Origin of the sequence: Rathayibacter sp. VKM Ac-2803, from assembly GCF_009807175.1 — a bacterium.
Classification (GTDB): domain Bacteria; phylum Actinomycetota; class Actinomycetes; order Actinomycetales; family Microbacteriaceae; genus Rathayibacter.
The window spans coordinates 348,937-362,514 of the sequence record NZ_WUCD01000001.1; the positions used below are offsets into that span (position 1 = coordinate 348,937).

Sequence of the window (13,578 nt, forward strand, 5' to 3'; positions counted from 1 at the left end):
TCGTCCGCTCGACCCGACCTCTGCTGCCGGACGAGCGCCGCCCGCCCACCGACTCTGGTCGGTCGGGCCGAGCGCTGCTAGCGTGCGCCACGTGTCAGATGATCGGTCGCGGGCCGTCCTCTTCGGAGTCGCCGTCCACCTCGCACGGTTCGGCGTCATCACGGGCACGCTCGCGGCGGCGGCCGCGATCGGGGTGCCTGGCTGGTACCTGGGCCTGACCGCGAACCTCGCGTGCGTCGCGTTCGCGGCACTGCTCGTGACCTGGCGGCGACTGTGGCACGCGAGCGGGATCCTCGTCGTCCGGCGCGGCCGGACCGCGCTGCTCCTCCTCGTGCCGCTCCTGCTCGAGGTGCTCGCGTGGACAACCGGCGGGCTCGAGGACCGTCCTCCGGGCTTCGGCCTGTGGGCGCTCACCCTGCTGCTCGTCGGCATCAACGAGGAGCTGATCAGCCGGGTCGTCGTGCTCGAGCGACTGCGGTCCTCGTTCGCTGCGCCCCTCGCCGTGACGATCACCGCCGCGCTGTTCGGGTTGCAGCACCTCTCCGCCTTCGCGACCACGGACCGCACCGCGGACGACATCGCCCTGAACGTGCTGGTGTCCGGGTGCTACGGGTTCGCACTCGCCGCGTTCCAGTACCGCTACCGCTGGGTCCTCCCGCTGATCCTCCTGCACGCCGCGGCCGACTTCACGACGATCCTGTCGCTGCGGCCGCTGGCCGATCCGGCGATCGCCGTCACCCTCGTCGTCTTCATCGGGCTGGGTGTCCTCCTGCTCAGGAGGTCCCGGACCGTGGAGGGTGAGCCTCCTCGTCGTCAGCGGTAACGGGGTACCGGTTCTCGTCCGCGAGGAGTCGGCGCCCTCCCATGCTCGCCCGCGGGACGGCCCCTGCGTCACCCGCGTGCCGGCACCCGTTCCGGCATTCCCTAGTGCCCCGGCCGATCGTGGTCGACGGGTAGACACGAGCAACGGGATTTGTTTCTCTGACTCGTGCGTCGGCCGGCGCATCCAGGCCCGATGGCGGGCGCAAGGAGGCGCACAGTGAAGATCTCGACCCCACGGCGACTGTCGATGGCGGTGGCCGCCGCGGTGGCCCTCGCGCTGACCGGGTGCACGTCGACCGCAGAGGAGACCCCGGAGGACGGGATCACGTTCTGGGTGCAGGAGGATCTCCCCGACCGGGTGGCCGCGGCCCAGGCGATCGTCGACGCCTTCACCGAGGAGACCGGCGTGCAGGTCGAGCTCGTCTCCGTCGCGGAGGACCAGTTCAGCCAGCTCATCACCTCGTCCGCTGCCGCCGGAGACCTGCCCGACGTCATCGGCGGGATCTCGCTCCCCCAGGTGCGCACCCTCTCCTCGAACGAGCTGATCGACACCGAGGCCGTCGGCACGACGATCGAGAGCCTCGACACCGCCACCTTCTCGGAGCGCGCCCTCGAGCTCACCTCCGACGACGGCACCCGCCTCGCGGTGCCGAGCGAGTCGTGGACGCAGCTGCTCTTCTACCGCACCGACCTCTTCGAGGCCGCGGGCCTCGAAGCTCCCGACTCGTACGACGCGATCCTCGAGGCCGCTCGAACGCTGGACAGCGACGACATCGCCGGGTTCGTGGGAGCCACGGCCCCCGGCGACGCGTTCACCGAGCAGACGTTCGAGCAGATCGCCCTCGGCAACGACTGCCAGCTCGTGGATGACGGCGGAGACGTGGCGATCGACTCCGACGCCTGCGTCGAGGCGCTGAGCTTCTACGGCGACCTCACGACCGAGTACTCCGTGCCCGGAGCGCAGGACGTCGACACGACCCGTGCCACCTACTTCGCCGGTGACGCCGCCATGTTCATCTGGTCGAGCTTCGTCCTCGACGAGATGGCAGGGCTCCGGGAGGACGCCAAGCCCTCCTGCCCCGAGTGCGCCGCCGACCCGGCGTTCCTGGCCCAGAACACGGGAGTCGTGACCGCTCTCACCGGACCCGAGGCCGACGGTCCCGCGCAGTTCGGGGAGATCACCTCCTGGACGATCACCGCCGGTGCGAACACGGGCGACTCGCAGGCCTTCATCGAGTACATGATGGGCGACGGCTACGAGCAGTGGATCGGCATCGCCCCGGAGGGCAAGGTGCCGGTCCGCACCGGCACCGCGGAGGAGCCGACACGGTTCTCCGATGCGTGGGCGACCCTGCCGGCCGGCGTGGACACCAAGGCTCCGCTCTCCGACTTCTATGCCCCCGAGGTGCTCGACGCGGTCGCCGCCGGCCCGCAGGACCTCGCCCGCTGGGGCATCACGCAGGGCCAGGGCGATCTCCTCGGAGCGCTGCAGGGCGAGCTGCCCGTCTCGACCGCGGTCAACGACGTCAGCCAGGGCGGCGACCCGGGTGACGCGGCCGAGACGGCCGCCGAAGCCGTGCGGAGCGTGCAGGAGTCACTTCAGTGACGCAGCTCGCGGGGGGAACGGGCCCGACCGGACCCGCCCCCGCAGCCGACCTCGGACCCTCGTCGGACGGACGCGGTCCGGGCCGCGGCCGACGGCGCTCCCGCCGGGATCGCGAGGAGAACCGGACCGGCCTCCTCCTCCTCGCCCCGACCCTCGTCATCGTCCTCGTCGCGGTGGTCGTGCCCATCCTCTGGGCGGTCGCACTGGCGTTCCAGCCCATCCGTCTGCTCAACATCAGAGGTGCCGGCTTCTTCGGCGAGTACACCCTGGAGAACTTCGCCGATGTGCTGACCTCGCCCGGGTTCTTCGCCGCGCTGAGGACGACGGTCGTCTACTCGGTGGGCGGAACCGCGCTGGCGATCGGCATCGGCCTCGTCGCGGCCCTCGCTCTCCGTCGGCCGTTCCGCGGGCGCAGTCTCGTCCGTGCCGCGCTCCTGCTCCCGTACGTGGCTCCGGTCGTCGCGGCGACCTTCGTGTGGTCGACGATGCTCAACCCGCAGTTCGGAGTCGTCAACTGGGTCGGCACGAACCTCCTCGGGTGGGACGACCCGGTCGCCTTCCTCTCCCAGCGCTCGCTTCCGGTGATGGTGCTCGGGGTGGAGGTGCAGCTGCCGATCGCCCTCCTGACCGTCATCCTCTTCGAGGCCTGGCGCTCCTTCCCGTTCGCGTTCCTCTTCCTCACCGCGCGACTCGCCGCAGTACCGGAGGTGCTCGACGAGGCGGCCCGGATCGACGGCGCCACGCCCTCGCAGCGCTTCCGCCACATCCTCCTGCCGCAGCTCCTCCCCACGATCGCGGTGCTCAGCGTGCTGCGGTTCATCTGGACGTTCAACAACTTCGACGACATCTACCTGCTCACCGGCGGAGGCGCCGGGACCGAGGTCGTCTCCGTCCGGGTCTTCGACTACCTCACGGCGCGCGGCGACATCGGAGCCGCCTCCGCCCAGGCGCTCGTCCTCGCGGCGATCCTCGCGGTGCTCGTCACCGTCTATCTGCGGCTCTTCGGCCGAGAGGAGGAGGTGTCATGACCACGGAGACCCGGCCCCGCAGCGCCGACGCCGGCCATCGACGAGGCGTGGCCCGCGACCGCTTCGAGAACGCGGCCATCCGCGTCCTGCGCCCGCTCATCATCGTCGCGCTGCTCGTCGTCGCGGTGTTCCCCTTCTACTACATGGTGCTCCTGAGCTTCCGCAGCCTCGACTCGCTCCTGCAGAACCCGGGCTCCATCTGGATCGCACCGAGCGAGGTCGACCTCTCGACGTACATCGACGTCCTCTCCCCGGTGGACAGCGGCGGCCAGGGATTCGTCGTCTTCCTGCGCAACTCGTTCCTCGTCGCGCTCGGCACCGTCGTCCTCACACTGCTGGTCGCGATCCCCGGGTCCTACGCGGTCAGCCGGCTCGCGTTCTTCGGGAGGCGGCAGGTGTCGGCGCTGTTCCTCGCCGTGTACTTCTTCCCGTCGATCCTGCTCGCCGTCCCGCTCTTCGTCTTCTTCACGCAGATCGGACTCCGGGGTTCGCTCCTCGGACTGCTGATCGTCTACGTGTCGCAGGTGGTCGCCGTCTCGATCTACACGCTGCGCAACTACTTCGCGACCATCCCCGTGTCACTCGAGGAGGCGGCGGCGATCGACGGCGCCTCCCGCCTGCAGGTGATGAGACGGATCAGCCTCCCGCTCGCGATGCCCGCGATCGTCTCCAACGGGCTCTTCATCTTCATGATCGCCTGGAACGAGTTCCTGTTCGCCCTGCTCTTCCTCGTCGAGCGCCGCGACACCTGGACGGTGTCTCTCGGCCTCTCGCAGCTGGGGGGCAGCATCGAAGTGCCCACGACCGTGCTGATGGCGGGATCCGTGATCCTCACGCTGCCCATCATCGTGCTGTTCTTCGCATCCGAGCGCCTCCTCACGGGCGGCCTCACCGCGGGCGCCGAGAAGGGCTGAACCACGGGTCGAGGGCCGCTGCTTCTCCGGCTCAGGACGTGTAGTAGCCGGCCTCGAGGTCCTCGAGCAGCGTCGGGCCGCTCGGCTCCCACGCGACGAGGTCCCGGGTGACGGCGTTCGAGGCGGGCTGGTCGCCTCCGAGCAGGGCGCCGAACACGCCGAGCTGCTCCGGGTCGACGGCCGAGGCCGTCAGGCCGGTCTTCCGGGCGATGGCCCCGGCGACGTCGCGCATCACCACCCCCTCCTCACCGACGGCGTGCAGCACGGCTCCGGCGGGCGCCGTCTCGAGCGCGATGCGGAACAGCCGGCCGGCGTCGCTGATGTGCACCGCGGGCCATCGGTTCGATCCGTCGCCGACGTAGGCGGCGGTGCCGAGCTGTCGGTCGAGCCCGACGAGCGCGGCGATGAGGCCGTTGCGGTCCCCTTCTCCGTGGACCGTGCGGGGCATCCGCACGAGACCGGAGCGGATTCCGCGGCTCGACAGCGCCAGCACGGCACTCGCCGTGCGGGCACGCGCCCCCGCCGGCCCGGCGGGATCGAGCTCGTCCTCCTCGGTGGCGAGCCGCCCGAGGCTCGTCGGAGTGCCCGACGCGGCGAAGAAGGCCTTCCCGGTGCTGTCCAGCGCCGACCCGATCCGCTCGAGGAGGCGCACCTCATTGTCCACGGCGGCGTCGAATGCGGCGAAGTCGAGGGTGAAGGCGAGATGCGCGGTGGCATCCGCGTCCAGGGCCTCCGCGACCAGCAGATCGTGATCGCCCATGTCGCCCCTCACGGGCGTGACGCCGGCGCGACGCACCTTCTCGGACGAGGCCTCCGATCGAACGAGTCCGCGGACCTCGTGTCCCGCCGCGACGAGCTCGGTGGTGAGGGCCGTTCCGATCCAGCCGGATGCTCCGGTGACGAATACGCGCATGTGATCGCTCCTGTCCTTGACGGGTCGCCGCGCTCTGCGGCGGCCCGAGTCCCTTCGGTGATGTGACTCAGGCACATGACGCTACACCTGATGCAACTCTGTCGCATCACCAGACCGATATCTCCGCCGAAAACAGGCGGTGGCCGAGGGGTGCCCTTTCGCTTCGATGCAACCCGATAGCATCACTAGACTCGTGGCATGGCTCGATGGGAACCGGATACGCGGGGACGACTGCTCCACGCCGCGGTGGAGCTCTTCGCCGAGCACGGCTACGACGACACGACGGCGGCGCAGATCGCCGACCGGGCCGGCGTGACCCGCACCACGCTGTTCCGGCACTTCGCCGACAAGCGGGAGATCCTCTTCCAGGGACAGGACGAGCTGGTCGCCCTCGCCGTCGAGGGCGTGGAGGGCGCGACACCGGGCGGCACGCCGTTCGAGATCCTCCGGGCGGGGGTCCTGCCCCTCTGCGCCGTCCACACCGACGACCGGCGGCAGGTCCGCCAGCTGCTCGCTGTCATCATCCCCGCGAGCCCCGAGCTGCGAGAACGTGCGGCGTTCAAGCGTTCCGCGATCACGGACGCTCTCGGTGCCGCCCTGACCGCACGACTCGGCGATGCACGCCAGGCGGGCGTGCTCGCGGATGCCGGGGTCCGCGCGTACTACGACGGCTATGCGGCGTGGATCGACTCCGCCGAGCGGGATCCCCTGATCGACCGCGTCGGCGCCGAGCTCGCGACGGTCGAGTCCGTCCTCGTCCGGCTGGCCTTCTCGACACTGGCCGCAGCCCGCACCTGACCGGTCACCTACGGGCGCGGTCGCCTGTGGACGCGAGGGCCGACGCGGGCGCCTCTCCCCTGCCGGAGTCGACCGCGAGTCGGTCCCTCAGCGACCCGTCCCGGCGTCCTCCCGACGACTGGCGAACTGCTGGCTGCCGAGGACGGCGAGGAGCTCGAGCCTGCCGGCGGCCTCGCTGCGCGGCGGCGCGGTGAGCACGAGGAGCGCCTGCGAGTCGTCCTCGGTGAAGAGGACCTGGCAGTCGACCTCGATCGGTCCGAGGTCGGGGTGGAGGAGGGTCTTGTGGTCGGCGAAACGGCGGCCCACCTCGTGCTGATCCCACAGGGCCGCGAACTCGGTGCTCTGCCGGCTGAGTTCCCGGACCAGCTCCGCGGCTCGGGAGTTCGGCCCCATCACGCCCAGGGCCGCCCGCAGCGAGGCGACCTGGGACCGGCTCTGCCGGTCGTGGTCGGCCTCCGGGTACCGGCGGCGCTCCGTCTCGGGGCGGAGGAACCAGCGGTGGATCTCGCTGCGTTCGAGGCCGGTGAAGCGGCTGAGATCCCCGAAGAGCGCCTTGGCCGGTTCGTTCTGCACGAGGGCTTCGCCGAGGGGCGACAGGATCATCGCCGGAGTGTCGGCGAGGCGGTCGAGGACGCGGAGCAGCCCGGGGGCGATGTAGTCGCCGCTGCTGTGGCGATCGGGCGCGTCGAGGCCCGCGACGCGGAACAGGTAGTCGCGCTCGTCGGGCGTGAGGCGGAGGGCGCGGGCCAGCGAGCCGAGGATCTGCACGCTCGGCCGGGTGCTGCGGCGCTGCTCGAGGCGGGTGTAGTAGTCGGTGGACATGCCCGCGAGCTGCGCCACCTCCTCGCGCCGCAGGCCGGCTGTGCGGCGACGGGGTCCCTCGGGCAGGCCGACGTCGGAGGGGTGCAGACCGTCCCGGTGACGAGTCAGGAACTGGGCGAGAGCGTCGGGGTCCATCTGCCCCAGTATCGGTGCGCAGCGGACGCGGAACCAGGGACCCGCTCTCCCTGGATGACCGCTCTCTGGCAGCCGCCGCGCACCGGTCGCAGGGTGGACGCATGCACATCAGCGGAAACACTGTCTTCATCCCCGGCGCGACCAGCGGAATCGGCCTGGCGCTCGCGCTCGCACTCCAGGCCAAGGGCAACCAGGTCGTCATCGGAGGCCGCCGCACCGAGCTGCTCGACCGGATCACGGCCGAGCACCCCGGCATCCACGCCGTCGAGATCGACATCACCAGCCCCGACAGCATCCGGCGGGCGGCGACCCGGGTGATCGCCGATCACCCCGAGGTCGATGTCGTCGTCACGATGGCGGGAGTCATGCGCATCGAGGACTGGACCACCCCCGACGGGTTCCTCACCAGTGCCGAGGAGACGGTGACGACGAACCTGCTCGGCACGATCCGGCTCATCGCCGCATTCATCGACCACCTCCGGACGCGCCCCGACGCGACGATCATGACCGTGTCCTCCGGGCTCGCCTTCACTCCGTTGAAGGTCACGCCGAGCTACAACGCGACCAAGGCCGCGATCCACATGCTGAGCGAGACGCTGCGCCTGCAGCTGGCCGGCACCACCGTGACGGTGACCGAGCTCGAACCCCCGTCGGTGGCGACCGATCTGATGCCCGGTCAGCGGGACAGCTCCTTCGCGATGCCGCTGGACGACTTCATCGGCGAGGTCGTCGCGCTCATCGAGGCCGAGCCCGACGCGCGCGAGATCCAGGTCGAGCGGGTGAAGTTCCTCCGCTACGGCGAGGCCCGAGGCGACTACGACGAGACCGTGGCGGCGGTCAACGGACTCGATCCGCACGGGAACTGAGCGAGGGTCCGCTCGAGTGCACTTCAGCACGCAGAGCGGACGCCGGCACGGCGGCGGCGCGGGAGAAGCTGGAAGAAGATCTCCGCCCGGCTGTCGATCCGGCAGCAGGATGCTCGTCGTCTCGAGCGCGGTGTGGGACCCGTGCGGTCGCGCTCGACCGGGCCGCCGCCGTGGCGTTCGCCGACGGTCCGGCCGCCGCCCTGCCCCTCCTCACTGCGAAGACCTCGCCCGGGACTCCCGCGTCGCGCCCCTGGCTCGACGGAGCACCGGGCGACGAGTTGGATGAGCACATGCGGACACTCCTCCCCCTCGCGGAACACGAGCGCTGGTCCATCACCGGTGCGGGCAGCACGAACGACGGACCGACCGACGGGCTGACGATCGCCCTCGACCGCGGACCGCAGGCAGGCCGCTGCTCGATCCGGACGATGCTGCGCACCGGACTGCGGATCGGGCCGCGATCCTCCGTGCACGGGCAGGTCACCGACGCGGTGGCGACCGCCTCCCTCGCTGTCAACTGCCTCCTCCTCGATGCGGTCCCGGAGGGGCTCGAACGACGCGAGGCGATCGCCGCGATGGACGCCGCCGGAATGCGATCCACCGCTCTCGCCGAGGACCGCGACGGGTGGAGCGTCGAACCACTCACCCTCGACGGCACCGACTACGCGCTGTTCACTCGCGCGATCCCGGAGGGCTCCGCCGCTCACGCCGACCTCGGCTGGGCGACCATCGCCATGTGGAGCACCGGCCCGCTCTTCCCCGGGCCCTTCCGGCTGGCGGAGGTCGAATCGGGGGACGACCTCCGCGTCCGGTGATCGACGCCCGGCGAGACATTCCGGGGCTGCTGTGGCCAACGGAGGAGTTCTCCTCCGGCCTCTCGCTGGCGCTGCAGCTGAGCGGGATCCTCCTCCTCGCGATCTACGGCGTGCGGCACTTCACCAGCCGGCCTGCAACGAGGGGCTGAACGCCCGACCGACAACGCATCACCGATGGAGTCGCCGGCATCGCGCTCCTCGGACCGGCGGGCGTCTCGAAACGGGCCGTCCTTCGCGACGCGATCCTTCCGGTGCATTCAGCGTCTTCCTCACAGCCGGAGGGATGCGCTCGGCATCACTTCACCCCGTTATGCAAAGGAGACGCTCGGCCGCCCTCGGCCACTGTGTCCGCCGCCCATGGACTGATAGAAATCTCATGAACGCCCGGGGGAAACGATGGTGCGTCTCGATCGACGACCATCCTCTCAGCGAAAGACATCATTGTGCCCGCTCCCTCTCTCCGCGCCCGCTCGGCGCGTTCCTTCCTCCTCGGGCTGGCAGCCTCGAGCCTCGCTCTGGGAGGAGTGCTGATCGCCGCGCCGTCGGCGAACGCCTCGCTTATTCCTACTCCGACTGCGACGCCCACGGCCTCAGCGGCACCCACGGCGGCTCCTGTCCCGACTCCGACGCCCACAGCTGCTCCCGATCCGGTCGATGACACCTGCTTCGATGTCGTCGAGCCCAGCCCCAGCGCCACCACGACCGAGCCCGTCGGGACGACCGAAGCCGCGCCCGGCGGCCTCGTCGTGCACCTCGAGCCCCTGACTCTCCGCGACTGCGTCGTCTCCGGAGAGATCCGAGTGGTCGCGACCGCGACGCTCGACAACGACGGCGACTACACGCCGCCGACCTCACGCTGGTACGACCTCGCCGAGTTCGTCGACGGAGGCGACATCCCGCTCGCCGTCCCCGCCGGCAGCTACTTCGTCTTCGCCGAGTACATCGCCCGCGCCGAGGGCGAGCCCGACCTCGAGCACTCCTTCTACGTCCACTACGTCGACGGGAACCCCGCCTCCTTCGTCGTGCCACCCGCGCCGGCAGCCACGCCGGCACCGGTCGATGACACCTGCTTCGATGTCGTCGGGCTCAGCCCCAGCGCCGCCACGACCGAGCCGGTCGGGACGACCGAAGCCGCGCCCGGCGGCCTCGTCGTGCACCTCGAGCCCCTGACTCTCCGCGACTGCGTCGTCTCCGGAGAGATCCGAGTGGTCGCGACCGCGACGCTCGACAACGACGGCGACTACACGCCGCCGACCTCACGCTGGTACGACCTCGCCGAGTTCGTCGACGGAGGCGACATCCCGCTCGCCGTCCCCGCCGGCAGCTACTTCGTCTTCGCCGAGTACATCGCCCGCGCCGAGGGCGAGCCCGACCTCGAGCACTCCTTCTATGTCCACTACGTCGACGGGAACCCCGCCTCCTTCGTCGTGCCACCCGCGCCGGCAGCCACCACCCCGACGGCCCACCCGGCCGCGACGACGTCCGGCGCGCGCCTCGCCCGGACCGGAGCGGATGCGTCCGCACCGCTCCTCGGCGCCGGCGTCCTGCTCGCTACCGGTGCCGCACTCCTGATCGGACGCCGCCGAGCCGCACGGGCCTGACGAGAGGTCGGGGTGTCCGCGCGGCGATGACTGCGGCGGGCACCTCGACAAGCGATGCCGCGAACGCGCTGGCCGCTCCCGGGCGGCGTGAAGGGCGACCCCTACGCGCGGAGCACACGCTCCAGCTCCTCCGCGATGGCGGTCATGCCCCGTTCGTTCGGGTGGAACGATCCCGCCGCGCGCGACATCTCCCGGTGGAAAGGCTGCACCCACGGGTCGGCGGAGCCGAGCGCGTGCCCCTCGCTCAGCTCGGACGCCAGGATCAGATCGGCGCCTGTGCGCGCGGCGGCGTCACGGAACACCGTGCCGATGGCGTCCTGGATGTCGAGGAGCCGCTCCAGCTCCTCTGCGGTGAAGGGCGTGCGGCCGAGCGACGCCCGATCCAGCACGGTGAGGTAGTCCACGAGCAGCACCCGGCAGCGCGGCGCCCGCGCGCGGACCCGCTCGACGACCCGCACCAGACCCGCCGTCGCCCCTTCGACGGCATCCGCGGTCGGCTCGGGGATCCCGTCGGCGAACGCGTCCCCGAAGAGCGCCAGCATGGGCGACTCCGGCTCGAGGCGGTGCCAGGCGACGTACGCCATCGCGCCGATGAACTGGAGGTCGTTGCCGCCCGCCGTGATCGTGACGACGGCGGCCGTCTCGGGCACCCCCTCCACCTGCGGGGGACGCTCCGTCCCGTCGCCCACGGCCTGGGGCGCGTCGAGGACGTTGGCCGTCGTGGCGCCCGACACCGTCAGGTCGACGAGCTCCGCGTCCAGGCGCTCCGCGAGCTGATGCGCGTAGTTCCGCCCGGACCGCAGGGCGGCAGCGTCGACGATCGGCTCGATCCCCGGGCCGGCGGCGAACGAGCTTCCCAGTGCGGCGATGGTTCGGGTCGTGGACACGGAGCCATGGTCGCACTTCCGAGGCACCGCACCGGACGGGAGCGTCCCTGAGGAGCGGCCCCGGAGCGACGCGACCGCTGAGATGCCGGTCGACGTCGTGTGCGCCCGCCGACCGAGGCCGCGGACGTGAGCCGGGCGGCACAGGACCCGTCCCCCTCACGGAACGCCGCTGGTCCGATGATTCGACGACTCGTACTCTCTCCTCCATGACGGACTACGCCCGACCCGCTGTCGAGGACCGCGTCTTCACCGACGAGGACGGGCGGCCCATCCCCTACGGCACTCGCTGGGGAGGAGGATCACCTCCCGACGAGAGCTACTCCGTCACGAGCGACACCGAGCGCTTCCGCCCCCTCCACACGATCGCCGACGCTCTGATCGAGCACCTCGTGCGAACCTGCGACGTCACGATCGAGGACGACCCGGCCCTGGCGTCCAGGGACGAAGCCGAGATCTCCTGGGCCACCCGCGCCGTCCGTCTGACCCCCGCGTCTGCCGAGGCCGCACCGCTGACGATCGTGTACACCGTCTTCCCCGGCATCCTCCTGCACGCCGGAGCACTGCACCGGTTCGAGTACCCCGTCTGCGGATGCGACGCCTGCGACGACGACTGGACCGCCCTCGCGGACGACCTCGAGCGCGCGATCCTCGACGTCGTCGCGGGCCGCTACGAGGAGAGCGTCACCGCCGGTGACGACAGTCTCACCGTCGGCTACCGCATCGGCGGCTCCGACGAGCTCGGCCTGACGAGCGGATACAGCACTACCGAGGGCCGGCACCCGGTGAGCGACCACGACGGCCGGCAGCTGTCCCCGCCGTGGAGCCGAGTGTGGGAGGCCTGGCCGAGACGGGCGCGCTGATCCCTCTTCAGGGCAGGCATGGCGACGTGAGACGCGACCGCCGATCCATCCCCCTACGAGACGGTCGGGAGCCCCTTCGAGAAGCTGATCGGACGGAGGTCGGGGTCGAGCATCTCCCACTGGCGTCGCCGTTCGGCTTCCCGGTCGCCGTCGCCCGATCCGTGCAGCGCGATCGCCTTGGCCGCGTACGTCGCGGCATGAGGCGCGTGATCGGCCATGTGGGCGACGGCCGCGGCCTGCCCGGCTGCTCTCGCGGCGGCGGTCGCTGCGGTGGCGCCGGCCTGAGTGGCGGACCGTGCGGCGGCATGAGCCGCGAACGCAGCGGAACGGCACTCCGTCATGGGCACCTCTCCCCGCTCCCAGGCTCGGAGGACATCGAGCGCGTGTCGTGGGCGGGTGTCGATCGGATCCCACTCCTCGAACACGGGAAGGGCTCGTTCTGCACAGTCGGCGGCCCACCGCGCGAGCGCTCGGTGGATCTCCGGCTCGGGGTTCGCCCACTTCTGCTCGGTGGTCTCGGTCATGGAGTCATCGAACCAGCAGCTTGCACCTGCCGCAGCGTCATGTGGTCTGCTCGAAGCACGTCCCGTCCCGCTCCGAGAGGTCCGCCATGCACCCGTTCCCGACCCCGCCCCGTCAGGTCCCGATCGGCGACGCCGCGGCGTTCGTCGGCGTCACTCCTCGAGCGATCCGCCACTACCACCAGGTCGGCCTGCTCCCCGAGCGCGAGCGGGGCAGCGACGGCCGCCGCCGGTACGGCTATCCGGAGATCATCCGGCTGCTCTGGATCCGGCGGATGGCCGACGCCGGGATCGCCCTCGACGACATCCGCGACGCCTTCGACGGAGCCGCACCGGGCGGCGCCGACGGCGAGGACGAGATCGCAGGCGTCCTCGCACGACTGGAGGACACCCTCGCCGCTCAGGAGGAGGAGCTGCAGCGGAAGCGGGCCTCGGTGCAGCGCATGCTGGCCCTCGGCAGCCGGCTGGGACTGCTCGACGATCTCGTCTCGGGCCGCCTCGAGGGCGCGCCCGAGGGCTCGCTGCGCCAGGACGACCTGGACGTCCTGCTGGTGACCGAGCGGATCTTCGGTCCGCTCGGCGCCGCCGTCCAGGCCGGGCGCTTCGTCGCCCTGGCCGCCGATCCGGCACTGCGAGCGGAGTCCGACCGCGTCGATGCCGCCGAGGAGGCGCTCGACGACACGGTCGCCGTCGACGACCCCCGGGTGGCGCAGGTGGCGGCCGAGAGGCACGCCTTCGAGACGGCGCTGATGCGCGTCATCGAGGCGTCCGGTCAGCAGGAGGAGGACGACGCTCTCTTCGACGCCTGGGACGAGGCGCACCCGCCCGGGGACGCCGCCCCGGCGCCCGACCCCGACACGCAGGGCTCCCGGGCGAGGAGCGCGGCGGAGATCATCCGGAGCATGCCCTACGACTTCTCCCCGGCCCGCCGGCGCGCGATGGAGCTGGCCGTGCGACTCGGCGCGGCGGAGGCGGCGGCGGCGACCTGAG

14 protein-coding genes are annotated in these 13,578 nt (G+C 71.3%); 10 read left to right on the forward strand and 4 right to left on the reverse strand.

What is annotated here, in order from left to right; all coding sequences use genetic code 11:
* Positions 1 to 91 precede the first annotated feature (91 nt).
* From GRS96_RS01505 to GRS96_RS01520, 4 genes are all read left to right on the forward strand, one after another.
* Complete coding sequence (locus GRS96_RS01505; protein WP_159987535.1) at positions 92 to 823, forward strand: CPBP family intramembrane glutamic endopeptidase; 732 nt, start codon at positions 92 to 94, stop codon at positions 821 to 823.
* 216 nt (positions 824 to 1,039) lie between these two features.
* On the forward strand, positions 1,040 to 2,428 hold the full coding sequence (locus GRS96_RS01510; protein WP_236553538.1) for an ABC transporter substrate-binding protein: 1,389 nt from the start codon (positions 1,040 to 1,042) through the stop codon (positions 2,426 to 2,428).
* Positions 2,425 to 3,456, forward strand: coding sequence for a carbohydrate ABC transporter permease (locus tag GRS96_RS01515; RefSeq protein WP_159855164.1), 1,032 nt, complete (start codon positions 2,425 to 2,427; stop codon positions 3,454 to 3,456). Before GRS96_RS01510 ends, GRS96_RS01515 begins: the two co-directional genes overlap by 4 nt.
* Positions 3,453 to 4,370 carry a carbohydrate ABC transporter permease gene (locus GRS96_RS01520; RefSeq protein WP_159855162.1) on the forward strand — a complete coding sequence of 306 codons (918 nt, stop codon included), beginning with the start codon at positions 3,453 to 3,455 and terminating at the stop codon, positions 4,368 to 4,370. Before GRS96_RS01515 ends, GRS96_RS01520 begins: the two co-directional genes overlap by 4 nt.
* A 31-nt stretch (positions 4,371 to 4,401) precedes the next feature.
* Here the strand turns inward: GRS96_RS01520 and GRS96_RS01525 are convergent, their stop codons facing one another.
* Positions 4,402 to 5,283, reverse strand: coding sequence for an NAD-dependent epimerase/dehydratase family protein (locus GRS96_RS01525; RefSeq protein WP_159987537.1), 882 nt, complete (start codon positions 5,281 to 5,283; stop codon positions 4,402 to 4,404).
* 198 nt (positions 5,284 to 5,481) lie between these two features.
* Here GRS96_RS01525 and GRS96_RS01530 point away from each other — a divergent pair, with 198 nt between their 5' ends.
* Positions 5,482 to 6,081, forward strand: a complete 600-nt coding sequence (locus tag GRS96_RS01530) for a TetR/AcrR family transcriptional regulator (RefSeq protein WP_159855158.1) — start codon at positions 5,482 to 5,484, stop codon at positions 6,079 to 6,081.
* An 87-nt stretch (positions 6,082 to 6,168) separates the two neighbouring features.
* Here the strand turns inward: GRS96_RS01530 and GRS96_RS01535 are convergent, their stop codons facing one another.
* Complete coding sequence (locus GRS96_RS01535) at positions 6,169 to 7,038, reverse strand: helix-turn-helix transcriptional regulator (RefSeq protein WP_159987538.1); 870 nt, start codon at positions 7,036 to 7,038, stop codon at positions 6,169 to 6,171.
* Between the two features lie 101 nt (positions 7,039 to 7,139).
* Here GRS96_RS01535 and GRS96_RS01540 point away from each other — a divergent pair, with 101 nt between their 5' ends.
* The 3 genes from GRS96_RS01540 to GRS96_RS01550 all read left to right on the forward strand — a co-directional run bounded on the left by GRS96_RS01540 (position 7,140) and on the right by GRS96_RS01550 (position 10,320).
* Positions 7,140 to 7,904: an SDR family oxidoreductase gene (locus GRS96_RS01540; RefSeq protein WP_159855154.1), complete on the forward strand. Its 765-nt coding sequence runs from the start codon at positions 7,140 to 7,142 to the stop codon at positions 7,902 to 7,904.
* Between the two features lie 170 nt (positions 7,905 to 8,074).
* The gene (locus GRS96_RS01545; protein ID WP_159987539.1) at positions 8,075 to 8,719 is read left to right on the forward strand and encodes a hypothetical protein; all 645 of its coding nucleotides are present in this window, start codon (positions 8,075 to 8,077) and stop codon (positions 8,717 to 8,719) included.
* A gap of 443 nt (positions 8,720 to 9,162) precedes the next feature.
* On the forward strand, positions 9,163 to 10,320 hold the full coding sequence (locus tag GRS96_RS01550; protein ID WP_159987540.1) for an LPXTG cell wall anchor domain-containing protein: 1,158 nt from the start codon (positions 9,163 to 9,165) through the stop codon (positions 10,318 to 10,320).
* Positions 10,321 to 10,421: 101 nt separating this feature from the next.
* Here the strand turns inward: GRS96_RS01550 and GRS96_RS01555 are convergent, their stop codons facing one another.
* Positions 10,422 to 11,207 carry an SGNH/GDSL hydrolase family protein gene (locus GRS96_RS01555; RefSeq protein WP_159987541.1) on the reverse strand — a complete coding sequence of 262 codons (786 nt, stop codon included), beginning with the start codon at positions 11,205 to 11,207 and terminating at the stop codon, positions 10,422 to 10,424.
* A 206-nt stretch (positions 11,208 to 11,413) separates the two neighbouring features.
* Here GRS96_RS01555 and GRS96_RS01560 point away from each other — a divergent pair, with 206 nt between their 5' ends.
* The gene (locus GRS96_RS01560) at positions 11,414 to 12,067 is read left to right on the forward strand and encodes a DUF6226 family protein (RefSeq protein WP_159987542.1); all 654 of its coding nucleotides are present in this window, start codon (positions 11,414 to 11,416) and stop codon (positions 12,065 to 12,067) included.
* 53 nt (positions 12,068 to 12,120) lie between these two features.
* On the opposite strand, the gene GRS96_RS01565 is transcribed toward GRS96_RS01560, so the two are convergent.
* Positions 12,121 to 12,591 carry a putative immunity protein gene (locus tag GRS96_RS01565; protein ID WP_159855130.1) on the reverse strand — a complete coding sequence of 157 codons (471 nt, stop codon included), beginning with the start codon at positions 12,589 to 12,591 and terminating at the stop codon, positions 12,121 to 12,123.
* Between the two features lie 86 nt (positions 12,592 to 12,677).
* On the opposite strand from GRS96_RS01565, the gene GRS96_RS01570 reads away from it, so the two are divergent.
* Positions 12,678 to 13,577 carry a MerR family transcriptional regulator gene (locus tag GRS96_RS01570; RefSeq protein ID WP_159987543.1) on the forward strand — a complete coding sequence of 300 codons (900 nt, stop codon included), beginning with the start codon at positions 12,678 to 12,680 and terminating at the stop codon, positions 13,575 to 13,577.
* The last annotated feature ends 1 nt before the right edge of the window (position 13,578 follow it).